The organism is Streptomyces nigra (assembly GCF_003074055.1).
Lineage (GTDB): Bacteria > Actinomycetota > Actinomycetes > Streptomycetales > Streptomycetaceae > Streptomyces > Streptomyces nigra.
The window spans coordinates 960,530-983,781 of sequence record NZ_CP029043.1 but is presented as its reverse complement, the minus strand read 5'-3'; the positions used below and the strand labels follow the sequence as shown (position 1 = coordinate 983,781).

General features: G+C 73.5%; 20 protein-coding genes and 1 pseudogene. 7 read left to right on the top strand and 14 right to left on the bottom strand.

What is annotated here, in order from left to right:
- Positions 1-96: 96 nt before the first annotated feature.
- Both DC008_RS04535 and pdxR read right to left on the bottom strand, forming a co-directional pair.
- Positions 97-1,668, bottom strand: coding sequence for an alkaline phosphatase D family protein (locus DC008_RS04535; protein ID WP_108705828.1), 1,572 nt, complete (start codon positions 1,666-1,668; stop codon positions 97-99).
- Between the two features lie 451 nt (positions 1,669-2,119).
- Positions 2,120-3,613: a MocR-like pyridoxine biosynthesis transcription factor PdxR gene (gene pdxR / locus DC008_RS04530; RefSeq protein ID WP_108705827.1), complete on the bottom strand. Its 1,494-nt coding sequence runs from the start codon at positions 3,611-3,613 to the stop codon at positions 2,120-2,122.
- Between pdxR and DC008_RS36550 the strand changes: the two are divergent.
- A pseudogene (locus DC008_RS36550) lies at positions 3,604-4,065 on the top strand (EamA family transporter); the annotation flags it as partial. The gene pdxR and the pseudogene DC008_RS36550 overlap by 10 nt on opposite strands.
- Positions 4,066-4,539: 474 nt before the next feature.
- Here DC008_RS36550 and DC008_RS04520 read toward each other — a convergent pair.
- The gene (locus DC008_RS04520; protein ID WP_108705826.1) at positions 4,540-5,370 is read right to left on the bottom strand and encodes an alpha/beta fold hydrolase; all 831 of its coding nucleotides are present in this window, start codon (positions 5,368-5,370) and stop codon (positions 4,540-4,542) included.
- A 225-nt stretch (positions 5,371-5,595) separates the two neighbouring features.
- Here DC008_RS04520 and DC008_RS04515 point away from each other — a divergent pair, with 225 nt between their 5' ends.
- Both DC008_RS04515 and DC008_RS04510 read left to right on the top strand, forming a co-directional pair.
- Positions 5,596-6,480, top strand: a complete 885-nt coding sequence (locus DC008_RS04515) for an RNA polymerase sigma-70 factor (RefSeq protein ID WP_108705825.1) — start codon at positions 5,596-5,598, stop codon at positions 6,478-6,480.
- Positions 6,481-6,645: 165 nt separating this feature from the next.
- Complete coding sequence (locus tag DC008_RS04510; RefSeq protein ID WP_108705824.1) at positions 6,646-7,407, top strand: GntR family transcriptional regulator; 762 nt, start codon at positions 6,646-6,648, stop codon at positions 7,405-7,407.
- Between the two features lie 66 nt (positions 7,408-7,473).
- Here the strand turns inward: DC008_RS04510 and DC008_RS04505 are convergent, their stop codons facing one another.
- The 3 genes from DC008_RS04505 to DC008_RS04495 form a co-directional block, all read right to left on the bottom strand.
- Complete coding sequence (locus DC008_RS04505; RefSeq protein WP_108705823.1) at positions 7,474-8,631, bottom strand: ROK family transcriptional regulator; 1,158 nt, start codon at positions 8,629-8,631, stop codon at positions 7,474-7,476.
- A 111-nt stretch (positions 8,632-8,742) separates the two neighbouring features.
- Complete coding sequence (locus DC008_RS04500; RefSeq protein WP_108705822.1) at positions 8,743-9,405, bottom strand: response regulator transcription factor; 663 nt, start codon at positions 9,403-9,405, stop codon at positions 8,743-8,745.
- A gap of 14 nt (positions 9,406-9,419) precedes the next feature.
- Positions 9,420-10,601, bottom strand: a complete 1,182-nt coding sequence (locus DC008_RS04495) for a sensor histidine kinase (RefSeq protein WP_108705821.1) — start codon at positions 10,599-10,601, stop codon at positions 9,420-9,422.
- 108 nt (positions 10,602-10,709) lie between these two features.
- On the opposite strand from DC008_RS04495, the gene DC008_RS04490 reads away from it, so the two are divergent.
- The 3 genes from DC008_RS04490 to DC008_RS04480 are packed head-to-tail and all read left to right on the top strand — an operon-like array spanning position 10,710 to position 12,810.
- Positions 10,710-11,636 carry an ATP-binding cassette domain-containing protein gene (locus tag DC008_RS04490; protein ID WP_108705820.1) on the top strand — a complete coding sequence of 309 codons (927 nt, stop codon included), beginning with the start codon at positions 10,710-10,712 and terminating at the stop codon, positions 11,634-11,636.
- Positions 11,633-12,355, top strand: a complete 723-nt coding sequence (locus DC008_RS04485) for an ABC transporter permease (RefSeq protein WP_108705819.1) — start codon at positions 11,633-11,635, stop codon at positions 12,353-12,355. The genes DC008_RS04490 and DC008_RS04485 overlap by 4 nt, the downstream gene beginning before the upstream one ends.
- Positions 12,356-12,396: 41 nt before the next feature.
- Positions 12,397-12,810 (top strand): hypothetical protein, encoded by a 414-nt coding sequence (locus DC008_RS04480; protein ID WP_108705818.1) that lies wholly within the window; start codon positions 12,397-12,399, stop codon positions 12,808-12,810.
- Between the two features lie 4 nt (positions 12,811-12,814).
- On the opposite strand, the gene mug is transcribed toward DC008_RS04480, so the two are convergent.
- Positions 12,815-13,363, bottom strand: coding sequence for a G/U mismatch-specific DNA glycosylase (mug, locus tag DC008_RS04475; protein WP_108705817.1), 549 nt, complete (start codon positions 13,361-13,363; stop codon positions 12,815-12,817).
- A gap of 14 nt (positions 13,364-13,377) precedes the next feature.
- The gene (purB, locus tag DC008_RS04470; RefSeq protein WP_108705816.1) at positions 13,378-14,820 is read right to left on the bottom strand and encodes an adenylosuccinate lyase; all 1,443 of its coding nucleotides are present in this window, start codon (positions 14,818-14,820) and stop codon (positions 13,378-13,380) included.
- A 309-nt stretch (positions 14,821-15,129) separates the two neighbouring features.
- Between purB and DC008_RS04465 the strand changes: the two genes are divergently transcribed.
- Positions 15,130-15,882, top strand: a complete 753-nt coding sequence (locus DC008_RS04465) for a hypothetical protein (protein ID WP_123953985.1) — start codon at positions 15,130-15,132, stop codon at positions 15,880-15,882.
- Between the two features lie 69 nt (positions 15,883-15,951).
- Here the strand turns inward: DC008_RS04465 and DC008_RS04460 are convergent, their stop codons facing one another.
- The 6 genes from DC008_RS04460 to DC008_RS04435 form a co-directional block, all read right to left on the bottom strand.
- Positions 15,952-16,734, bottom strand: coding sequence for an SGNH/GDSL hydrolase family protein (locus DC008_RS04460; RefSeq protein ID WP_108705814.1), 783 nt, complete (start codon positions 16,732-16,734; stop codon positions 15,952-15,954).
- 72 nt (positions 16,735-16,806) lie between these two features.
- Positions 16,807-17,820 (bottom strand): hemolysin family protein, encoded by a 1,014-nt coding sequence (locus DC008_RS04455; RefSeq protein WP_108705813.1) that lies wholly within the window; start codon positions 17,818-17,820, stop codon positions 16,807-16,809.
- Complete coding sequence (locus DC008_RS04450; RefSeq protein WP_108705812.1) at positions 17,817-19,160, bottom strand: hemolysin family protein; 1,344 nt, start codon at positions 19,158-19,160, stop codon at positions 17,817-17,819. The genes DC008_RS04455 and DC008_RS04450 overlap by 4 nt, the downstream gene beginning before the upstream one ends.
- A 143-nt stretch (positions 19,161-19,303) precedes the next feature.
- On the bottom strand, positions 19,304-19,729 hold the full coding sequence (locus DC008_RS04445) for a GNAT family N-acetyltransferase (RefSeq protein WP_108705811.1): 426 nt from the start codon (positions 19,727-19,729) through the stop codon (positions 19,304-19,306).
- A gap of 65 nt (positions 19,730-19,794) precedes the next feature.
- Entirely contained in the window at positions 19,795-22,368 is a 2,574-nt protein-coding gene (locus DC008_RS04440; RefSeq protein ID WP_108705810.1) for an ABC transporter permease, read from the bottom strand.
- A gap of 2 nt (positions 22,369-22,370) precedes the next feature.
- Positions 22,371-23,219: an ABC transporter ATP-binding protein gene (locus DC008_RS04435; RefSeq protein ID WP_055622483.1), complete on the bottom strand. Its 849-nt coding sequence runs from the start codon at positions 23,217-23,219 to the stop codon at positions 22,371-22,373.
- Positions 23,220-23,252 lie beyond the last annotated feature (33 nt).

Below are 23,252 nucleotides of genomic sequence, written 5' to 3'. Positions count from 1 at the left end.
AGACACCGCCGGATCACCGGTGTTGCGGCATTCGGGGGCCGTGCCGCGCACCGTGGGATGACACCGGTGCGCGACACATCTCCCAGGGTAGAGGAGTCACTGACCGACGCGGCCCGGCTGCAGGACCTTGGTGAACAGCACGGTGCCGTCCGCCTCACGCAGCCGCACCGTCAGCTCGCCGCTGTCGCCGTCGATCTCGACCTCGCCGAAGAACTGGTAGCCGCCGGCGGGGGAGACGTTGGACACCGTCGGGGCCTTGAGGAAGACCCGCTCCGGGCCGAAGGTGCCGTCGAGCCGGGTCGCCGGGAACGCACCCGCGTTGAGCGGTCCCGAGACGAACTCCCAGAACGGCTCGAAGTCGTTGAAAGCCGCCCGCTCCGGCCGGTAGTGCTGCGCGGAGGTGTGGTGCACGTCGGCGGTCAGCCACACCGTGCCCGTGATCCGCCGGTGCTTGATGAACCGCAGCAGCTCGGCGATCTGCAGTTCCCGTCCCAGCGGGGCGCCCGGATCGCCCTGCGCCACCGCCTCGACGTCCGGCCTGCCGTCCCCGGTGTCCGGCACCACCAGGCCCAGCGGCATGTCCGAGGCGATCACCTTCCACACCGCCCGCGAACGCGACAGCTCCCGCTTGAGCCACGCCAGTTGCTCGGCGCCGAGGATGCCCTGCGGATCCGTGGGCTGGGTGCCGGGGGAGTTGGCGTTGCGGTAGGAGCGCATGTCGAGCACGAACACGTCGAGCAGCGGGCCGTGGTGGACGACCCGGTGGACGCGCCCCGACGGGCGGCGCAGAGTCGCCACGGGGAAGTACTCCGAGAACGCCCGCCGGGCCCGCGCCGCGAGGACGTCGACGTTCTTCTCCGTGTAGCGGGCGTCGGTGAGGATCTCACCCGGGTACCAGTTGTTCAGCACCTCGTGGTCGTCCCACTGCACGATGGACGGCACCTGGGCGTTGAACCGTCTGAGGTTCGTGTCGAGCAGGTTGTAGCGGAAGGCTCCCCGGAACTCGGCCAGCGTCTCCGCCACCTTGGACTTCTCCTCGGTGGTGACGTTCCGCCAGACGCTGCCGTCGGGCAGGGTGACCGAGGAGCCGATCGGCCCGTCGGCGTAGATGTTGTCGCCGCTGCACAGGAAGAAGTCGGGGTCCAGCCGGGCCATCGCCTCGTAGATGCGGTAGCCGCCGAAGTCCGGGTTGATGCCCCAGCCCTGCCCGGCCAGATCGCCGGACCACAGGAATCGCACACCGTCCCGGCGCCGGGCGGAGGCCGTGCGGAACGTGCCGGCGACGGGCTCCCCGGTGCGGCGCGGATCGTCCGGGTCGGCGAGCAGCACCCGGTAGTGGATCTGCTCCCCGGCGGGCAGGCCGTGCAGCCGCGTCGTACCGGTGAGGTCGGTGCCGGGGCCCAGCAGCGGGCCGTGCCATCTGCGTGTCCTGCGGAACGACTCGGTCGCCGACGTCTCGACGATCATCCGGGCCGGGCGGTCCGAGCGCACCCACACCAGTCCCGAGTCCGTCGTCACATCGCCCGTCTGCACACCCCAGCCCGCTCGCGGCCGCCCCGCCCGGGCGAAGGCCGGTGCGGAGCCCAGGGCCGTGGGCAGGGTGAGGGCCGCCGACGCGGCCAGCGAGCCGCGCAGAACGCCGCGGCGGTCCGGGAGCGGAAGGGACATGGCAAGCCTCCAGGGACGTGATCCGGCCGGTGTGCAGAGCCACAACTACTGGTGCGCCTGGGCATTCACGGAAACCACAAGTGAACAACCGGTCCCGCCGGGAGGGAACCGGGCGTCGACCGAACGGCCCAGGCGCCGCGTGGTTCCGGCCGCGCGAGGGAGATCACCGGCCGAGCTCGTGCGCTCCCGCCACCAGCTCCACCTCCGCCCGAGAAGGGTCACCGGCCTCACCGTTCCGCTCCCACCGCACCGAGGAGGGTCACCGGCCGAGCGCTCCCGCTCCCACCGCCCCCGCCATCAGCCCCACCCCCGCCCGAGAAAGGTCACCGGCCGGGCCCTCCCGCTCCCACCGCCCCCGCCATCAGCCCCACCCCCGCCCGAGAAAGGTCACCGGCCGGGCCCTCCCGCTCCCACCGCCCCCGCCATCAGCCCCACCCCCGCCCGAGAAAGGTCACCGGCCGGGCCCTCCCGCTCCCACCGCCCCCGCCATCAGCCCCACCCCCGCCCGTATCCGCCCGGGCGGCAGGTGCGCGTACCCCAGCACCAGCCGTACCCCCGGCTCCTCCCCGTCCTCCCCGGCACGCGCGTGCGTGTAGTGCGTCAGAGGGCGTACGGCCACCCCGGCCTGCGCCACGCGCGCGAGGAACCGTTCCTCGGGGCCGTACCGCGCCGGCAGGGCCGCGATGACGTGCAGACCGGCGGCGATACCGGTGACCCGGGTGCCAGGGAAGTGCGTGCCGAGCGCCTCGACGAGCGTGTCGCGGCGCTCCCGGTACGCGCGCTGGCAGCGGCGCAATTGCCGGTCGTAGTCCCCGCGCTCCACGAACCGCGCGAACACCGCCTGGTCGAGCGTGGGATGACCGAGGTCCATGGTCCGCTTGCGCTCGACGACCTCCTCGGCCAGCGCCTCCGGCACCAGCAGCCAGCCGAGCCGCAGTCCGGGCGCGAGGGACTTGCTGACCGAGCCGCTGTAGGCGACCCGTTCCGGGTCGAGCCCCTGGAGCGCGCCCACGGGTGCCCGGTCGTACCGGAAGTCGCCGTCGTAGTCGTCCTCCAGCACGAACCCGTCCACCTCCCGCGCCCAGTCCAGCAGTTGGGCGCGGCGCCGGGCCGAACAGGCGATGCCCGTCGGGAACTGGTGCGCGGGTGTCGTGACCAGGCACCGCACCCCCGACTCCCGCAACGGCCCCAGGGCCGGCCCCTCGCCGTCCAATGGCAGCGGCACGGCCCGCACCCCGGCGGCGGCGTACAGGCCGGCGTGCTGCGGGCTCCCCGGGTCCTCGACGCCGACCTCGCGGATCCCGCGCGCGTGCAGCACGGAGCCGAGCACCGCCATGGCCTGCGACACCCCGGACAGCACCACGATCCGCTCGGGGTCGGCGACCACGCCCCGGCGCCGCGCCAGGAGCGCGGCCAGCGCGGTCCGCAGCCGGGGCAGCCCGCGCGGATCCGGGTAGCCCAGTTCCTGGTGGGGGAGTTCGGCCAGTACAGAGCGCTGCGCCGCCGCCCAGGAGGCCCGTGGGAACAGCGAGACGTCCGGGGTGCCGGGCACGAAGTCGGCCAGGTCCCCGGCGGGGCGTGGCGCGTGGTCACGCGCGCGGGGCGGCGCGGCCCGCGTGGCACCCCCGACCCAGGTCCCGGCGCCCCGGCCGCTGCGCAGATACCCCTCCGCCGTCAGCTGCTCGTACGCCTCGGTGATCAGCCCGCGCGACACCCCGAGGTCGGCGGCGAGATCGCGGCTCGACGGCAACCGGGTGCCCGGCGCCAGCCGCCCCGACCGCACCGCCTCGCGCAACGCCTCCCGCAACGACCGCCCACGCGCGCGTGCGGGCGCCTCGACGGCGGGCAGCAGCACCTCCCAGGCGGGTGAGTGCGCCTCGCCCGGCGAGCCGTCCGCGCCGGACGCAGGAGAGGGCCGTGCGGAATTGGTCCCCGATGACGTCATGGAAGTGGACCTTAAACCGGGCCGCCGCCGTTCCTAGCGTCACTGCCATGAACGCCACCACCACGCGCGGCGCCCTGCTCGCCGCGCTCGCCTGTGTCCTCGTCGGAGGATCCTTCACCGCCAACAGCCTGCTCGGCGACTACCCGTACGCCGGCGGCCAGTTCCTGCGCTACGCGCTCGCCGGCGTGCTGCTGGTCCCGCTCGCCGGCCGCGGCGCCACTGCCCGGCTGCGGGCGCTCACGGCCCGTCAGTGGACGCGCCTCGCAGTGCTCGCCGCCGTCGGCATGGTCGGTTTCAACCTGGCCGTCCTGGCCGCCGAACGCACCGCGGAGCCCGCCGTCCCCGGCGTGTTCGTCGGCTGCGCGCCGGTGGTCGTGGCCGTCCTCGTCCCCCTCCTGGACGGCCGCCGCCCGCAACGGGCCGTCCTGTACGGGGCGGCGCTCGTCGCGGTCGGTGCCTTCACGGTGCAGGGCTGGGGCCGCACGGACGCCGCCGGGATCGCCTTCTCGGTGTGCGCCCTGGTCGGCGAGGTGGGCTTCGCGGTCCTCGCCGTGCCCGTCCTGCGGCCCCTCGGGCCACGGCTGCTGTCCGCGACGGTCTGCGGCGTCGCGGCGGTCCAGGCCGCGGTGGTCGGACTCCTCGTGGACGGCACCGCGTGGCTGCCCCGGCCCGACGCGACCGAGACCGCCGCGCTGCTGTGGCAGGCGGCGATCGTCACCGTCGTCGGTTTCGTGTGCTGGTACATGGGCATGCAGCGGATCGGCGCCGAGCGGGCCACGCTCTTCTCGGGGCTCATCCCGGTGGCCGCCGCCTGCACCGCCCCGCTGGCCGGGACGGGCTCGTACGGCGCCGTCCAGGCCGTCGGCAGCGCCCTGGTCGGTGCCGGGGTCGCCCTGGGCTCCGGCGCGCTCAGGCCGCGGCGCCGGTCAGCGGCTGCCGTCGAGGATGACGCGCGCGACGAGGGCCGGGTCGTCGTTCATCGGGCAGTGGCCGCAGCCGGGCAGCCGGACGAGCCGCGCCTTGGGGATGACGCGCTTGGCGCGCACGCCCTGACGGGGGATGAGCAGCCGGTCCCGGCTGCCCCAGGCCACGGTCACCGGGACGTCGGGGATGTCGTCCAGGAACTGGACGGCCCGGCCGGACCGCAACGTCTGGTCGAAGCCCGTGGCCCCGGCCAGCGCGAGCGTCTCGGCGACCACCGCCTCGGGTGAACGGCGACCCGGACGGGCGTAGATCGTGCTGGTCAGGGCCGTACGGCCGGCCGCCGACCGGGACAGGCGCTCGACCACCGGCAGCGGCATCCGCCGGGAGATGTGCCGCATGGCGAGGAGCACGCCGAACGCGTAGCGCCGCTCGGCCGGGGACCAGAAACCCGCGGGGGACAGGGCCGTGACGGACCGGGCGAGCTTCTCGCGTCCGAGCTCCAGCGCGATCAGGCCGCCCAGCGAGTTGCCCACCACATGCGGACGGTCCAGCTCCATTGCCTCGCAGAACGCGCCGAACACGGCCGTCGTCGTGGCCAGGTCGTAGGCGAGCCCGTCCGGCAGGCCGGGGGAGGTGCCGAAGCCGGGCAGGTCCACCGTGATGACGTCACGTTCGGTCGCCAGGATGTCGAGCACCGGGTCCCAGACCTGCCGGTGGTGACCGATGCCGTGCAGCAGGAGCAGCGGTTCGCCGCGGCCCACGCGCGCGTAGTCGACGGTCACGTCGCGCGGCCCGGCTGGCGACGCGACCTGGAAGGAGACGGTGGCGGACATGACGGTGCTCCTACTCTGAACCCGGCTGGACACGCCGACGGACGGCCGTAGACAGCTTGTCAGCAATTGCTACCGACGGGTAGACCCCGGCGTGCACCACCCCACCCGGACGTCATCCGTCCGCATGCTGAGCCCACTTCCGGCCCCCGCGATCGGGACGGACATCACGTGCCCGCCCGCCCGTATCGCCTGGACACGTCCCACCCCGTCGGCTGGGATGGAGCCGTGACCACCGACGCCGGAACCGATGTCTTCGAAGAACACCGCCCCGTCCTCCTCGGGGTCGCCTACCGCATGCTCGGCCGGGTCGCCGACGCCGAGGACGTGGTCCAGGAGGCCTGGCTGCGCTGGTCCCGGGCCGATCGGTCCGAGGTGCGCGAGCCGCGCGCCTACCTGGTGCGCGTCACCACCCGCCTGGCCATCGACCGACTGCGCCAGGTCAAGGCGCGCGGCGAGACCTATGTCGGCCCGTGGCTGCCCGAGCCGTACGTCACCGACTTCGGCGACCGCGTCCCGGACACCGCGGAGCGGGCCGTCCTCGCCGACTCCGTCTCCCTCGCCGTCCTGATCGTCCTGGAGTCCCTGTCACCGCTGGAGCGGGCGGTGTTCGTCCTGCGCGAGGCCTTCGGCTACCCCTACGCCGAGATCGCCGCCATGCTCGACCGGGGCGAGGCGGCGGTACGTCAGCTCGCCGGGCGCGCCCGGCGGCACGTCGACGAACGGCGGCCCCGCTACGAGGTCGACCCCGTCCAGCGGCGCGATCTGACCGAGCGGTTCCTCGCCGCGGCGGCCGGCGGCGACCTGGAGCAACTGATGTCGCTGCTCGCCCCGGACGTCCGGCTCATCGGCGACAGCGGAGGCAAGGCCAAGGCCCCGCTGCGGATCCTGGAGAGCGCCGACCACGTGGGCCGTTTCCTCGCCGGCGTCGCACAGAAGGGCCTCGCCGACGCCACGTTCCACTTCCTGGAGGTCAACGGCGGCCCCGCCCTGCTCATCCGGACCGCCGGAGCGCCCGACAGCGTCTTCCAGGTGGACGTCCGGGACGGGCGGATCCACACGGTCTACGTCATCCGCAATCCCGACAAACTCAAGGTGCTCGCCGACGTCTGACGGGCCGTGGGCCCCTCGTGAAGGCGTGCTCACAGCCCGTGAGCGGCCCGGGTGATTGGTATTGACCAAGGGTGAGGGCCGTCCTATGGTCGCTGACAAGTGCAACAACCTTTAATAAACAAGGCGCTGAAACGCCGCCGGGCCACGGCGATTGCGGAGGACAGGGTGGGGACCACGCAACTGGAAACGGTGCCGGAACCGAAGTACTGGCATCTGAGGACCGTGCTCAGCGAGGCACTGGAATCGGAGTTCTCGGTGGGCGAGATCCTGCCCAACGAACGCGACCTGGCCGCCCGTTTCGGCGTCGCCCGGGCCACGCTCCGCCAGGCACTGGAACAGCTCGAACTCGAAGGCAGGCTGCAGCGCCGCCGCGGTGTCGGCACGACCGTCGCCCCGCCGCGCGTGGGCGTGGCCGTGGGCACCGAGCAGCACGCCTGGCCGGGGGCCGGCGAGGACGGCTGGCAGGCCACGGACAGCGCCCTCGCGGTGCCGCCCGCCACGGTCGCCGACGCGCTGGTGACCGGCGCCGAGGACCCCGTGCACATCGTCCGCCGCTCCCGGGTGACCCACGGTCAGCCGGTCGCCGCCGAACTGCTCTACGTACCTCAGTCGTCGGTGCCGGACCTCTCTGCCATCGACGCCCCGTCGGGTGCGGCACGCGCGCGTGCGGTGCTGCGCGAGCTGCAGCGCCTGGAGCTGGACGGCCAGGAGAGCGCCGTCGAGCTCGGCTCGGCCCGTGCCGACGAGGCCAGGGAACTGGACCGGCTCACCGGCGCGCCCGTGCTCGTCGTCACGACCCGCTACCTCGCGCACGGCCGGACCGCCGCGCTCTCCGTCGCCACCTACCGCGCAGACACCTGCCGGCTGACCTTCGGCGACACCGGGGGCGTGGAGATCCACCAGGACCCGGAGCGCCGGGCCTCCTGAGCACCGGACGAAAGCGTGCCGTCGCCCGCTGAGCCGTCCGGCCGTCGCCTCCCGGCGGCCGCGCGCTCAGCGGCGGCCCGTGACCGTCCCCTCCACCGCGAACAACTGCTCCTCCACATGGTCGAGGGCGAGCCGCAGCGCGCCGGTCGCCACGGCGGCCTCACCGAGGAGGGACAGCGTGACGTTCGGGGGGCGCAGACAGTAGCGGGACAACTCCCGCCGCAGCGGCTCCAGGACACCGTCAAGCCCCGCCGCCCAGCCGCCCACCACGACGACCTCCGGATCCAGGGCGAGGACCAGGGCGGCCACATCGTGGACGAGACGCTGGATGAACCGCTCCACGGCCTCCAGAGCGCGCTCGTCGCCCTCACGCGCCTGGGCGAAGACCGCAGCCACGGCCCGCTCGTCGAGCGGGCGCAACGGCTCGTCCGTGGTCGACAGCAGCGTCTCCGGCGTCGCCTCACGGCCCAGCATGTGCAGCGCGCCGATCTCCCCGGCCGCGCCGCCGAACCCGCGGTGCAGCTTCCCGCCGATCAGCGAACCGGCGCCCGGACTCAGCCCCGCCAGCACGAACACCACGTCGTCGGACTCGGTCGCCGACCCCTTCCAGTGCTCGGCGACCGCCGCCGCGTTGGCGTCGTTCTCCACCAGCACCGGGCACTTGAACGACCGGCTCAGCCGCTCGCCCAGCCGCAGCCCGGTCCAGCCGGGCAGCGCGGCACCCAGCCGTACGGTGCCGTCGGCCTCCACGATGCCGGGCGTCGCCACGCCCACGGCCCGCAGCGACCCGCGCGCGACCCCCGCCCGGCGCAGCAGCTCCACGACCGCCGTCCGCACCTTGTCCAGCCGCTCGTCGGCCCCGGCCGCCTCGTCGACGTCCTTGGTGGTGGCGCCCATGACGCGGCCGTCCAGGTCGGCGAGGAGGGCGGCGACCCGGTGCGCGCCGATGTCCAGGCCGAGCAGATGACCCGCCTCGGCACGGAACCGGAACCGCCGCGCGGGCCGCCCCTGCCGGCGGGCGACACTGTCGTCGGCCGCCTTCTCGACGACGAGCCCCGCCTCGATGAGCCCCTCGACGACCCCCTCGACGGTGGGCCGGGACAGCCCCGTCACCCGGGTGATCTCCGTCAGCGTGGCGGCATCCGTGGCACGCAACGCGTGCAGCACCACCGCGGAGTTGATCCTTCGCAGCAGCGAGGGATCCCCACCGGTCAGCTGCCCCAAAGGTCCGTCCTCCCAGCTCGTGCGCGTGTTGGGCGGATGCTACTCGTCGGCGCCCACCCCTGCGAGTGCCGTACGCCACAGGGAACGCGGGACTCCCTTCGCCCGGCCCCCTCACCCCGGCGCGACGAACCCCGACTCGTACGCCGTGATCACCGCCTGCGTCCGGTCGCGCGCCCCCAGCTTCGCCAGTACGGCGCTCACATGCGACTTCACCGTCTCCGTGCCCACGACGAGCCGCGCGGCGATCTCGGCGTTCGACAGGCCCCGTGTCATCAGCCGCAGGACCTCCGCCTCCCGGTCGGTCAGCCGGGCCCGCTCCAGCGCCGCCCGCGCCGCGCGATTGCCGCCGTCGTCCCCGTAGCGTGCGGCCAGCTGCCGCACCGAGGCCGGGAACAGCAGCGACTCGCCCGCGGCGACCAGCCGTACGGCGTGCACGATCTCCGCCGGCCGGGCCCGCTTCAGCAGGAAGCCGTCCGCTCCGGCGCGCAGCGCCTCGTAGACGTACTCGTCGTTCTCGAACGTGGTGATCACGACGATCTTCGGCGGCTCGGCGACCGTACGCAGCACCGCGCGCGTGGCCTCGATGCCGTCCAGCAGCGGCATCCGCACATCCATCGCGACGACGTCCGGTCGCAGCTCGCGCACCAGCGGGATGACCGCCGCCCCGTCGGCGGCCTCGCCGACCACCTCGATGTCGCCCTGCGCCTCGAGCACGGTCCGCAGACCCGCGCGTACGAGAGGCTCGTCGTCCACGAGGAGAACGGTGACCGGCATCCGGTCAGACTAGATCACCTCACCGGCAGCTCGACGTGCACCTGCCAGTCGTCCCCGACGGGTCCGGCGCTCGCGCGGCCACCCAGCAGGGCGGCGCGCTCGCGTATGCCCCGCAGGCCGCTGCCTCTTGCCGGGTCCGGCGGATCTGCGGGCAGCGGATTGCGCACGTCGAGACGGAGGGTGGCTCCCTCCACGCTGACCCGGACCCGGGCCGGGACGGGCCCCGCGTGCCGCAGCACATTGGTGAGCGACTCCTGGAGGATGCGGTAGCCCTCCCGTGAGACCGGCCCCGGAACGCCCTCCAGAGGGCCCGTCAGATCGGCGTCCACCTCGGCGCCGGACGCCCGCGCCGACTCGAGGAGACGGTCCGCGTCCGTCAAGGTGGGCCGGGACCCTGCGGGCTTCCCGGATTCCCGCAGGACGCCGAGGACGCGCTCCAGGTCCTCCAGCGCGGCCCGGCCGGTCTCCTCGATGGCGTCCAACGCCCGCCGGGTGAACGCCGGATCGTCCGCCGCGCGGGCCGCCCCGGCCTGGAGGACGGCCACCGTCAGGGCGTGCCCGATCGAGTCGTGCAGCTCCCGGGCGATACGGGTCCGCTCCAGAAGCTGCTCGGTACGCTCCTCCAGAGCCGCCAGACGCTCGGCAGGGGAGGGCCCGAGCAGCCGTACGGCCAGGGCCGTGACCAGCGTGCCCGATCCCCGGACAGCCGTCGCCAGCGCCGCGAGCAGCACGGGCACGAACGCGATGTGCCAGGCCTGGGGCGGACCGAGCAGGCCTACGGCCCCGCCACCGGGCCGGTCACCCGCCGCGGCGACCACCAGATCCACCACGGCGTAGAGCAGTTGGGCGACCAGGAGGCTGGTGGCACAGCCGAGCAGCAGCCGGGCCTCCAGCCACAGCACGAGCCGCCCACGGTCCTCCCAGGTCGACGAAGGCGCGACGACGATGCCGTCCCCACCCCCACCCCCATCCCGGTCGGAAGGATGTCCGGTCAGCAACAGCCGGGCCTGCAGCCCCTCCACCGTGCGCATCGCCGGCACCAGCCCGGCGGGCACCAACGCGGCGGCGGCCACCGCCCAGATCCACCACGCGTCGGTCACGAACTGCAGCACGGCGGGCCACACGACCGCCACGAACAGATGCAGCAGCCGTGTGTACGTCACCGCCCGGCCGAACGGGCGCAGCAGACCGGCCATGGCGCCATCGTGCCAGCCGCCACCGACAACGGACCTCCCCCGCACGGGGGAGGCGATCTCCACCCGCGGGGGAGGACCCGGCGCACCCGAGGCGGCCACGCTGAGGCCATGACCAGCATCGAAGTCCAGGCACTCACCAAGGAGTACGGTCGCAGACGAGCCGTGGACGACCTCACGTTCACCGTCCGCCCCGGCCGCGTCACCGGCTTCCTCGGCCCCAACGGCGCCGGGAAGTCCACCACCTTGCGTCTCGTGCTCGGCCTCGACCGGGCCACCTCCGGCACCGCCACCATCGGCGGCCGCGCGCACGCCACCCTCGAGGACCCCCTGCGCACGGTCGGCGCCCTGCTCGACGCCGGCGCGGCGCACGGCTCCCGCACCGGCCGCGACCACCTGCGGGTGCTTGCCGCCAGCAACCGGATCCCGGCGTCCCGGGTCGCCGAGGTGCTGGCGCAAACAGGGCTCACCCCGGTCGCGCGGCACCGGGTGCGGACGTACTCCCTGGGCATGCGCCAGCGGCTCGGTATCGCGGCGGCGCTCCTCGGCGACCCCGAGGTCGTGCTGCTCGACGAGCCGTCCAACGGCCTCGACCCGGAGGGGATCATCTGGATCCGCGAGCTGCTGCGCCGTCTCGCGGGCGAGGGACGCACGGTCCTCGTCTCCAGCCATCTGATGGGCGAGACCGCGACGTTCGCCGACCACCTGGTGGTCCTGGGCCGCGGCCGGCTGCTGGCCGACACCCCGATGCGGGACTTCATCAGCGCACGCGTGGAGCCACGCGTCCGCGTCCGCACCAGCGACGCCGAGGCGCTGGAGACGCTGCTCGCCCGGCACGGCCTCGACGCCGTCCGGCATGAGTACGGGCACTGGACGGTGCGCCACGCGCGCGTGGACGCCGTCGGACGCCTCGCCTCGCAGGCCGGCGTCCCGATCCTCGAACTCGCCGCCGAGGAGGCGACGCTGGAGCAGGCGTACCTCGACCTCACCTCGGAGGCCACCGAGTTCACCGCACAGCCGCAGGAGGTCTCACGATGACGCACGCGCCCGTGCTCCACTCGGAGTGGCTCAAGATCCGCACCCTGCGGTCCCTTCCGGCGGCGCTCCTCGCGCTGTTCGCGGTCACCACGGCGGTCTCCGCGCTCGCGGGCGCCGACGCGGCCGACGACCCGCAGTCCGACCCGCTCTTCACGGCGCTGTCCGGGGTCCTGCCCGGCCAGATCGCCGCCGTCTCCTTCGGCGCCCTCGCCATGGCGGCGGAGTACCACGGGGGTGCCCTGCGGCTGTCGCTGGCCGCGGTACCGCGACGCGGCCGCTGGTTCGCCGCGAAGGCCACCGCCGTCGCCGTACCGGTGCTGCTCACCGGGCTCGTCACGGCCGTTGCGGCCCTCGGCGCGGCCCGCGCGCGGGGCGGCGCGGCGGACGGCCTCACCGGCTCCGAACAGGCGCGCGCGATCGTCGGATGCGCCGTCTACCTCATGCTCATGGCCCTGTTCGCGGCGGGCCTGACCGCCGTGCTGCGCAGCGGGGTGGCCGCACTGTCCGTCCTGGTCCCGTTCATCCTCGTGGTGTCGTTCGTCGTCGGCGACTCGGTGGGCACCGTCGCCGACTTCCTCCCGGACAAGGCGGGGCAGACCGTTCTTCACCGGACGTACGACGGCTCCCTCGGACCGTGGTCAGGGCTCGCGGTGGCCGCGCTGTGGACGGCCGCCGCGCTCGCCGCCGGTGCGTGGTGCGTGCGGCGCAGGGACACCTGACGCCACGCCAATTGTCAGTGGGGGCGGCGATACTGCACCCCATGGACGTCGTGAAGGACCTGGCCCTGACCGACTCGTTGTGCACCCGGGAGTTCCCGGCCCGGTGCGACGGGACGGCCCCCACCCTGGGCGGTCCCGGCTACTTCCTGGTGGTGCTGGGGGCCGCCACCGGCCGGACGGCCGCCGACCTGTACGCCCACGAGGCCGCGCTCATAGAGCGGTTCGAGGAGCGCTGGGGGGAGGGGTCGCGCTGGGGGAGTGTCACACTGCTGGAGCGCGGGGCCCGGGGCGAGGAGATACCCGAGCCCTGGGCAGAGCTCGGCACGCGCGCGGACGACCTGCGGACCTGGCGGGCGCCGGGCAGCGGACGCTGGATCAGCCTCGCCGTCGCCGACCGGGACCCGGAGGCGGCCCCCGAGCTGCTGCTGATGGTGACCGACACGGACCCGCCCTGACGGGTCAGTCCGCCGCGGCCATCCGCAGCCGCGCGAACTCCTCCGCCATCGTCGCCGCCGTCCAGTGCGCGTTCAGCCCGCTCGGGTTGGGCAGCACCCACACCCGCGTCCGCCCGATCACCCGGTCCTGCGGACCCACCTGGGCCTTGCGGTCGTCGAACGCCGCCCGGTAGGCGGTCACCCCGACGACGGCCAGCCAGCGCGGCCGCAGCCGCTCCACCTTTGCGGCCAGCAGCCGCCCGCCCTCGCGGTACTCCTCGGCGCTCAGCTCGTCGGCCCGGGCGGTCGCCCGCGCGACGACGTTCGTGATGCCGAGCCCGTACGACGGCAACTCGTCCTGCTCCGACGGCTTCAGCCGCCGCGGGGTGAAGCCGGACAGATGCAGCACCGGCCAGAAGCGGTTGCCCGGGCGGGCGAAGTGGTGGCCCGTCGCGGCCGTCATCAGACCGGGGTTGATCCCGCAGAACAGCACGCGCAGGCCGTCCGCGACCACGTCCGGGACGAGACGGTCGCGGGCGGCCTCCAGCTGCGCGGGGGTGAAGCGGGGCGGCATGCCGTGCGGCGGGGTCAGAGGATCGCGCCGGGCGTGTAGCCGGCGGCCTCCGGGCGCTGCTTGACGATCTCCTCGACCCGGCTGACGACCACACCGACCTGCGCGGCGGCGGCGCCCGTGAAGGACAGCTTGTCGGCCATCAGCGCGTCCAGCGCCGCCCGGTCCAGCGGGATGCGCTCGTCGGCGGCCAGCTTGTCGAGCAGTTCGTTGCGCTCGGCGCCCTGCTCCCGCATGGCGAGGGCGGAGGCGACTGCGTTCTCCTTGATCGCCTCGTGCGCGACCTCACGGCCCACACCGGCGCGCACCGCGCCCATCAGCACCTTGGTGGTGGCGAGGAACGGCAGGTAGCGGTCCAGTTCGCGGGCGACGACGGCCGGGAAGGCGCCGAACTCGTCGAGGACCGTCAGGAACGTCTCCAGCAGGCCGTCCAGCGCGAAGAACGCGTCCGGCAGCGCGACCCGGCGCACCACGGAGCAGGACACGTCGCCCTCGTTCCACTGGTCGCCCGCCAGCTCGCCGGTCATCGAGGCGTAGCCGCGCAGGATCACCATGAGGCCGTTGACGCGCTCGCAGGAGCGGGTGTTCATCTTGTGCGGCATCGCGGAGGAGCCGACCTGACCCGGCTTGAAGCCCTCGGTGACCAGCTCGTGCCCGGCCATCAGGCGGATCGTCTTGGCCAGCGAGGACGGCGCCCCGGCGAGCTGCACCAGCGCGGTGACGACCTCGTAGTCCAGCGAGCGCGGGTAGACCTGCCCGACCGACGTGAACGCCTGGGAGAAGCCCAGATGCGCGGCGATCCGGTCCTCCAGCTCGGCGAGCTTCACCGGGTCCCCGCCGAGCAGGTCGAGCATGTCCTGCGCCGTGCCCACCGGGCCCTTGATGCCGCGCAGCGGGTAGCGGCCCAGCAGCTCCTCGACGCGGCCGTACGCCACGAGCAGCTCGTCCGCGGCGGTCGCGAAGCGCTTGCCGAGGGTGGTGGCCTGGGCGGCGACGTTGTGGGAGCGGCCGGCCATGACCAGTTCGGCGTACTCGCCGGCCAGCTTGGCGAGGCGGGCCAGCACGGCCACCGTACGGTCGCGCATCAGCTCCAGCGACAGACGGATCTGGAGCTGCTCGACGTTCTCCGTGAGGTCGCGGGAGGTCATGCCCTTGTGCACGTGCTCATGCCCGGCGAGGGCGTTGAACTCCTCGATCCGCGCCTTCACGTCGTGCCGGGTGACCTTCTCGCGCTCGGCGATCGACGCGAGGTCGACGGTGTCGAGGACACGCTCGTAGTCGGCGAGCGCCTCGTCCGGCACCTCGATGCCGAGGTCCTTCTGGGCCCGCAGCACGGCGAGCCAAAGCTGACGCTCGAGCTTCACCTTCTGCTCGGGGGACCAGAGCGTGGCGAGCTCGGTGGAGGCGTAGCGTCCGGCGAGGACGTTCGGGATGCGGGGCTTGGCGAGCGCAGAAGTCACGTGCACGGAGTTTACCCGCCGCCCCTCCGGCCCCGGGCGCCGCTCCGCCCGAGCGCCCCAGGTCAGGGGCCCGGCCCCTGGGAAGCCGGCGGTGGCGGGTCGAACGGGTGAATTCCCCGGCCGTGGCCGCGTCCCGGTTTCCGGGGGCCTTCACAACTCGTTCATAGTCTGCAGGTCGTGGCGAGTTCGCGGCCACGCGTCACTTCTCCGGCCACGACCTCTCGAATTCCGGCGAGCGACGAATCCGTGTCGATGACCGACGTCGGCCTCCCTTTCCGTCCGATTCCGTCCGAAAGAAAGACAACGAGAATGCGACAGGCTCTGACCAGGGGATTGATCGTGGCCGCCGCCGCGACGAGCGCCCTGTCCCTGTACGGCACCGGCGCGTCCGCGGCCCCGCGTGTACACGGCACCGTGGTGAAATCCGCCGTCGTGCTGCCGGGCCACGCGAAAGCGTCGGACCCGGACGGGCTGAACCAGCTGGACGACAAACTCGGCGCCATGGACGAGCAGCTCGACGGCGTGGACAAGAGGATCGACGACCTGGAACTCCCGGGTGCGGCCCCGGAGCCCGCCGCCTCCGGTCAGGGCACCGCCTCCTACGGAACCGACGAGCCGTCCGGTGGAAGCTACGGCGCCGATGAACCGACCGGTGACGCGGGCTACGGCAAGGAGCCGGGCGGATACGGCTACGGCTCCGACGAGCCGTCGGACGAGGGCCCCGGCTACGGCGACGAGCCCACCGAGCCCACCGGGCCCGGCTACGGATACGGCGACGAGCCCGACGAGCCCACCGGGCACGGCTACGGCTACGGGTACGGCGAGGAGCCGAAGTCCCCCGAGCCCGAGCCCACCCCCACCCCCACCCGCCCCGCCTCCCCGACGCCCACTCCCCACGAGCCCCGCCCGGAGCCCTCGCAGACCCCGCCCGCGGGGCCGGAGCGCCCGCACCTGCCCGAGACCGGCTCCGGCGGCATCGTCGGAGGCATCGCAGCCAGCGGCGCCCTGCTGATCGCCGGCACGGCCCTGTACCGCCGCAACCGGGCCGCCGCCCGCCGCTAGAGAACCCCCGACGCCCCTGCCGCGCCCGAGAGGCACGGCAGGGGCGTCGTCACGACCACAGGGGACTCGCTACGCGGACGGCCCCTCGTAGGGCAGCAGCTCCGGCCGCTTCGCCGGCAGTCCGTCGCCCGAGGAGCGCCCGGTCAGGCGCCGCCCTATCCAGGGCAGCAGATGCCGGCGGGCGAAACGCGCGTCCGCGATCCGTCGCGCCACCCAGCGCGGCGGCACCGTGGCCGGCAGCGGCGTACGCCACTCGGTGTCGTCCGGGTCGTAGCCGAGCTCCTGCCACACGGCCTCCGCGACCCGGCGATGCCCGTCGGCCGTCAGATGGAGCCGGTCCACGTCCCACATACGGGGATCGCTCAGCGACGGCGCCCCGTACAGGTCGACGACGATCGCGCCGTGCCGCTCCGCCAGCTGGTCCACGCAGGCGAACAGCTCCTCCATACGGGGCCGGAACCGCTCCAGGACCGGCCCCTGCCGGCCGGGGCTGCGCATGAGCACCAGCTGCCGGCAGGCCGGGGCGAGCTTCTCCACGGCCTCCTCGAGCAGGCCGCGCACCCGGCCCATGTCGCACTTCGGGCGCAGGGTGTCGTTCAGTCCGCCGACGAGCGTGATCACGTCGGCGCCCATCGCGGCCGCGACATCGACCTGCTCGTCGACGATCTGCCCGATCAGCTTCCCGCGCACGGCTAGGTTCGCGTACCGGAAGCCGGGCGTCTGGGCGGCCATCCGGCCGGCGAGGAGATCGGCCCAGCCCCGGTACGAACCGTCCGGAAGAAGGTCCGACATGCCCTCGGTGAAGGAGTCGCCGACGGCGACAAGGCTGCTGTAAGTGGGATTCGTCTGCATGGCGACGGAAATGGTATCCGGGGCTCCATACCCAGCGGTCGGTCGGCCCGGGAATCCCTTCCGTCAGCGCCGTCAGGTGCGCTGCCCGAACAGCTCCCGCAGGACGTCCTCCATGGTCACCAGCCCGGCGAGCCGCCCGTCGGCGCCGAGGACGGCCGCGAGGTGGGTACGGCTGCCCCGCATGGCCGTGAGCACGTCGTCCAGCGGTGTGCTCTCCCGGACGCGGGCGATGGGCCGCATGTCCCGGATCTGGAACGGCACGTCCCGCGGGGAGGCGTCGAGCGCGTCCTTGACGTGGAGGTAGCCGACGATACGGCGGCCCGAGTCGACCACCGGGAAACGCGAGAAGCCCGACCGCGCCGACAGCTCCTCCAGCTCCTCCGGGGTGACGCCGACGTGCGCGTAGACGACCCGCTCCAGCGGGAGCACCACGTCGCGCACCGGACGGCGGCCCAGCTCCAGCGCGTCGTGCAGGCGCTCGCGCGCACGCTCGTCGATGAGGCCGGCCTCGCCCGAGTCCCGCACCATCCGGGCCAGCTCGGAGTCCGAGAAGGTCGCGGTGACCTCGTCCTTCGTCTCGACGCGCAGCAGCCGCAGCAGCGTGTTGGCGAACGCGTTGATCGTGAAGATCACCGGGCGCAGCGCCCGCGACAGCGTGACCAGCGGCGGGCCCAGCAGCAGGGCGCTGCGGACCGGCTCGGCCAGGGAGATGTTCTTCGGCACCATCTCGCCGAGCAGCATGTGCAGATACGTGGCCAGCGTCAGCGCGATCACGAAGGAGACCACGTGACCGGCGCCCGCGGGGACGCCCATCGCGTGGAACACGGGCTCCAGCAGATGCGCGATGGCGGGCTCCGCGACGATGCCGAGCACCAGGGTGCACAGGGTGATGCCGAGCTGTGCGGCGGCCAGCAGCGCGGACACGTGCTGCAGTCCCCACATCACGCTCTTGGCGCGGCGGTCCCCCCGCTCGGCGTAGGGCTCGATCTGGGAGCGGCGCACCGAGATCAGCGCGAACTCGGCGCCCACGAAGAAGGCGTTGACGACCAGCGTCAGCAGGCCGATGAACAGCTGTACGGCGGTCATCGCCCGTCCTCCTGCGTCTCGTGCTCCGACGGTGCGTCGAGCGGGGGGTGCAGCAGCACCCGCGCGGCCCGGCGGCCCGCGGCGTCCACCACGTCCAGCCGCCATCCGGCGACCTCGACCGTGTCACCGACGGTGGGGATCCGGCCCAGCTCGGTGGCGACCAGGCCGGCCAGGGTCTCGTAGGGCCCCTCGGGGGCCTTCAGGCCGACGCGCGCGAGCTGGTCGGTGCGCGCCGAGCCGTCGGCCGAGTACAGCGGCCGTCCCTGCGGGTCGGTGCCGGCGGGCGCGATGTCGGGGGTCTCGTGCGGGTCGTGCTCGTCGCGGACCTCGCCGACGACCTCCTCGACGATGTCCTCCAGCGTGGCCACGCCCGCGGTGCCGCCGTACTCGTCGATGACGACGGCCATGGTGCGCTTGCCGGAGAGCCGGTCGAGGAGCCGGTCGACGGTGAGGGTGGCCGGGACGAGCAGGGGCTCGCGCATCAGCTCGGCGACCGGGGTGCGCGGCCGCTCCTCGGCGGGCACCGCGAGGATGTCCTTGATGTGGGCGGTGCCCACCACCGAGTCCAGGGTGTCGCGGTAGACCGGGAAGCGGGACAGGCCGGTCGCCCGGGTCGCGTTCGCCACGTCCTCGCAGGTCGCCTGGGCGTCGAGGGCGACGACCTGGACGCGCGGGGTCATCACGTTCTCGGCGGTCAGATCGGCGAGGTTCAGGGTCCGTACGAACAGTTCGGCGGTGTCCGCCTCCAGCGCGCCCTCGCGGGCGGAGTGCCGGGCCAGCGCGGCCAGTTCCTGAGGGCCACGCGCGGCGGCCAGTTCCTCGGTGGGCTCCACGCCCATCCGGCGCACTATGCGGTTCGCCGTGTTGTTCAGATGGGTGATGAAGGGGCGGAAGACGGCGCTGAACCAGCGCTGCGCGCTGCCCACCCGCTTGGCGACGGCCAGCGGGGAGGAGATCGCCCAGTTCTTCGGGACGAGTTCGCCGACGACCATCAGGACGACCGTCGACAGGGCCGTGCCGATGACGAGGGCGATCGAGCTGGCCGTCGAGGGGGAGGCCCCCATGGACTTCAGCGGGCCCGCCAGCAGGGCGGCGATGGACGGCTCGGCGAGCATGCCGACGACCAGGTTGGTGACGGTGATGCCGAGCTGCGCGCCGGAGAGCTGGAAGGTCAGATTCCGTACGGCTTTGAGGGCGCCCGCGGCGCCCCGCTCGCCGCGCTCCGCCGCGCGTTCCAGCTCGCTGCGCTCGACGGTCGTCAGGGAGAACTCCGCCGCGACGAACGCGCCGCACGCGAGCGAGAGCAGGATCGCCACCAGAAGGAGGAGCACTTCGGTCATCGGGTCACCTCCGTCCCATGGTCGGACAGGGAGGGAACGAACGCGCGATATCTAAAACTGGGAGGCTCGCCCATGGGCGGAGGCTCACACCTTTCACTGGAGGACCGAAGTGGCGCTCCAATAGTAAAGGATCGGCAAAGCGGTCAGTCGGTGAAGTGCTTCACCCACCGCCGCCACTGGTCCTCGGGCGTGTACCCCGCCGCGCGCCAGGCATGATGCGCACGCGCGTTCCGTTCCAGCACCATCGCGTCACCGCGCCGCCCGCCCAGCGCCACGAACCTGTCCTCGGCGGCGGCCAGCAGCGCCGAGCCGATGCCCTGCCGGCGCCGGTCCGGGTGCACCGCCAGCCGGTACAGATGGCAGCGCCAGCCGTCGAAGCCCGCGATCACCGTGCCGACCAGTTCGCCGTCCCGCTCCGCAAGGATCAGCGCCTCGGGGTCGCGAGCGACCAGGCGCTCCACACCGTCCCGGTCGTCGCTGATGCTGGTGCCCTCGGCCGCCGTCTTCCAGAAGGCCAGCACGGTGTCCAGGTCGCCGGCCGTGGCCGGGCGCATACGAAGATCATCCATGGTCCGATCCCACCACCGGGGCCGGGGCTCCACAGAGGTTTCCGGTATGTGGACGCCGTAGGCGGTCACTCGTGCGCGATCGCGTCCAGCACGTTCATCCGCGAGGCGCGCAGCGCGGGCAGCAGCGCCGCCACGACCCCCACCACCGCTGAGCCGATCACCACCGCGACGATCGTGCCCCAGGGGATCGCCAGCGCCGTCATGCCCTGCAGGGCCAGCACCTGCTGGGCGCACACCCCCCACACCAGCCCCAGCGCGAGCCCGAGGACGGCGCCGAACACGGCGATCACCACCGACTCCAGCCGGATCATCCGGCGCAACTGGCGCCGGGCCAGCCCGATGGCCCGGAGCAGCCCGATCTCACGGGTCCGTTCCACCACCGACAGGGCGAGCGTGTTCACGACGCCGAGCACCGCGATGACGATCGCGAGGCCGAGCAGGGCGTACACGAGATAGAGCAGGACGGCGATCTGGTCGTGCACCAGCTCCTTGTAGTCGGCGACGTCCCGGACCTGCACCTGCGGATACGGCTCGAGGGCCTTCTCCAGAGCGGCCCGCAGCGCGTCCGCGTCCGTGCCGGGGGCGCGGTTCACGTACACGGCCGCGTCCTGGCCGCCCGGTGCGTACTTCTCCAGCGTGGCCAGGCCGAAGAACACACCGCCCTGGGTGCCGAACCCCTCGGTGGACTCCTGGTCGGTGAGGGCGCCGACCGTCAGCCGTGCCTGCCGTCCCCCCTGGAACTCGACGGGCACCGCGCTGCCGACCCGCACCCCGTGCTCCTCGGCGAACTCCCGGTCCATCCCGAGATGCCCGTCCGCGAGCGCGGCGGCCGTGTCCCCGCGCGCATAGGTGAGATGGGCGACCTCGTCGAGCTCGGACTCGTACCCGGCGGCGGTGGTCCGCACCCGGTCGCCGTCGGGCAGCCGCAGCGCGATCGTCGTGACCTGCGAGCGGACGACCAGCCCGACGCCCTCCGTCGCGCGGATCCGGTCGGTGATCTCCCGGGGGAAGGGCACGAAGTTGCCGTCCTGCACGACGAAGTCGGCGCCGAGCGTCTTGTCGATCTGCTGGTCGAACGACTGTGTCATCGAGGCGCTGGCCACCGACATCCCGCCGACCAGGGCGAGCCCGATCATGAGCGCCGCCGCGGTGGCCCCCGTACGGCGCGGGTTGCGCAGGGCGTTGCGCTGGCTCATCCGGCCGACCGGCCCGAACAAGGCCGGGAAGGCGCCGCCGAGCACCCGGATGACAGGACGCACCAGCAGCGGGCCCGCGACGACCGCGGCGACGAGCGTGAGCAGGATGCCGAGGCCCAGCAGGGAGGCGGCCGTGGACGTCTCCGAGGACAGGGCGGCACCCACGAGCGCGGCCGCCCCCGCCGCCCCGACCACCGAGCCCGCCACCGCGCGCAGCCGCAGCGGGCGGCCCACGTCCGCGATCTCCGCGTCCGCCAGGGCCGCCATCGGCGACACCCCGGCCGCCCGCCGGGCCGGGAGGTACGCGGCGACGAACGTGACGCCCAGCCCGACGACGTACGCGGCCACCGGTGTGCCCCAGCCGATCACCATATCGCCGGTCCTGATGCGCATGCCGAGCAGGCCCATCAGCTCGATCAGTCCGATCGCGAGGCCGATGCCGGCCGCCAGCCCCGCCGTCGAGCCGAAGAGACCCAGCAGCAGGGCCTCGGTGAGGACCGAGCGGCGCACCTGGCGGCGGTCCGCGCCGAGCGCGCGCAGCAGCCCCAGCTCCCGCGTGCGCTGGGCGATCAGCATGGAGAACGTGTTGACGATCAGGAACACGCCCACCAGGACGGCGACGCCGGCAAAACCCAACATCACGTACTTGATGACGTCGAGGAACGTGCCGAGCCGCTCGACGTCCGACTTGGCCTGCTCGTCGGCGGTGCGCAGTTCGTAGGCGTCGGCGTCGGAGCCGAGGGCCTGCGCGACCCGCCGCTTCAGCTCCGGGTCCGGGACGCCGTCGGCCGCGTCCACGGAGACGGCGGTGGCCGCGTCCGGGTCGCCCAGCAGCCGTTTCTGCGCGGTCGCCGTGTCGAAGAAGACCAGGGCGGCACCGGGGTTGGTGGTGGTGAAGGTCGCGATGCCGACGACCCGCACCGGGAAGGAGCCCCGCGGCCCGATGACCGTGAGCCGGTCGCCGACCCGCACGTCCGTCCGATCGGCGGTGTCCGCGTCGAGCAAGACCTGCCCGTCTCCGCGCGGCGCGTGTCCGGAGGTGAGTTCCACGGGGCTGCGGTCCGTCGGGTTCCAGACGGCGGCCAGGGTCGGCGCGCCCGACGTCGGGCTGACCCGCTCGCGGTCCGCGTCGACGACGGTGATGCCGTCCACGTCGACCTCCGAGCGGGCCGCCGCGACACCGTCCACCCGGGAGAGGCGGCCGGCGAGCGCGGCCGGCAGCGTCGGGGTGCGCCCGGAGGGGATCGTCTCGTCGAACGACTCCTTCGGCGTGACGGTGACGTCCGCAGCCGTCGAGGCGAACAGGCGGTCGAAGGTACGGCCGACGGTGTCCGAGAAGATCAGGCTGCCCACGACGAACGCCACCGACAGGAGCACCGCCAGCGCGGACAGCGCCAGCCGCCCCTTGTGGGCGAGGAAGCTCCTGAGTGTCGCTTTGAGCACGGTCAGCCCTTTCCGAGCGCCGGGCCCTCCCCGGCCTCGACGCCGCCCGGTGCGCGCCCGCCGTCCTCGGACGCGCCGCGGATCACGTCGAACCGCTTCATCCGCTCCAGCACGGCCTCGGCCGTGGGCTGCGGCATCTCGTCGACGATCCGCCCGTCGCCGAGGAAGAGCACCAGGTCGGCGTGGGCGGCGGCACCCGGGTCATGGGTGACCATGACGACCGTCTGGCCCAGCCGGTCGACGGCCTCGCGCAGGAACCCGAGCACCTCCAGGCCCGCCCGCGAGTCCAGGTTGCCGGTGGGCTCGTCGGCGAAGATCAGCTCCGGGCGCGAGGCGAGCGCACGGGCGCAGGCGACGCGCTGCTGCTGGCCGCCGGACAGCTGGGAGGGCCGGTGCCGCAGCCGGTCGCGCAGCCCGAGCGTGTCGATGACCTGGTCCAGCCATGCCTCGTCCGGCCTGCGGCCGGCGATGTCCATGGGCAGGGTGATGTTCTCCGCCGCCGTCAGCGTCGGGATGAGGTTGAACGACTGGAACATGAACCCGATCCGGTCCCGCCGCAGTCGGGTCAGCTCACGGTCCTTCAGCCCCGTGATCTCGGTGTCGCCGAGCCAGACCCGGCCCGCCGAGACGTCGTCCAGACCGGCCAGGCAGTGCATCAGTGTGGACTTCCCGGACCCCGAGGGCCCCATCACCGCCGTGAACCGGCCGCGCGCGATGTCGACGTCCACCGCGTCGAGGGCGAGCACGGTGGTCTCGCCGGACCCGTACGCCTTGGTCAGATCGCGGGCGCGGGCCGCCACCCCGCCGGCCGGCGCGGGACCCGGGACGTACTGCGCAGCTGCTGTGGACAAGGCCGCCTCCTCACGGGACGCCACGACGGCCGC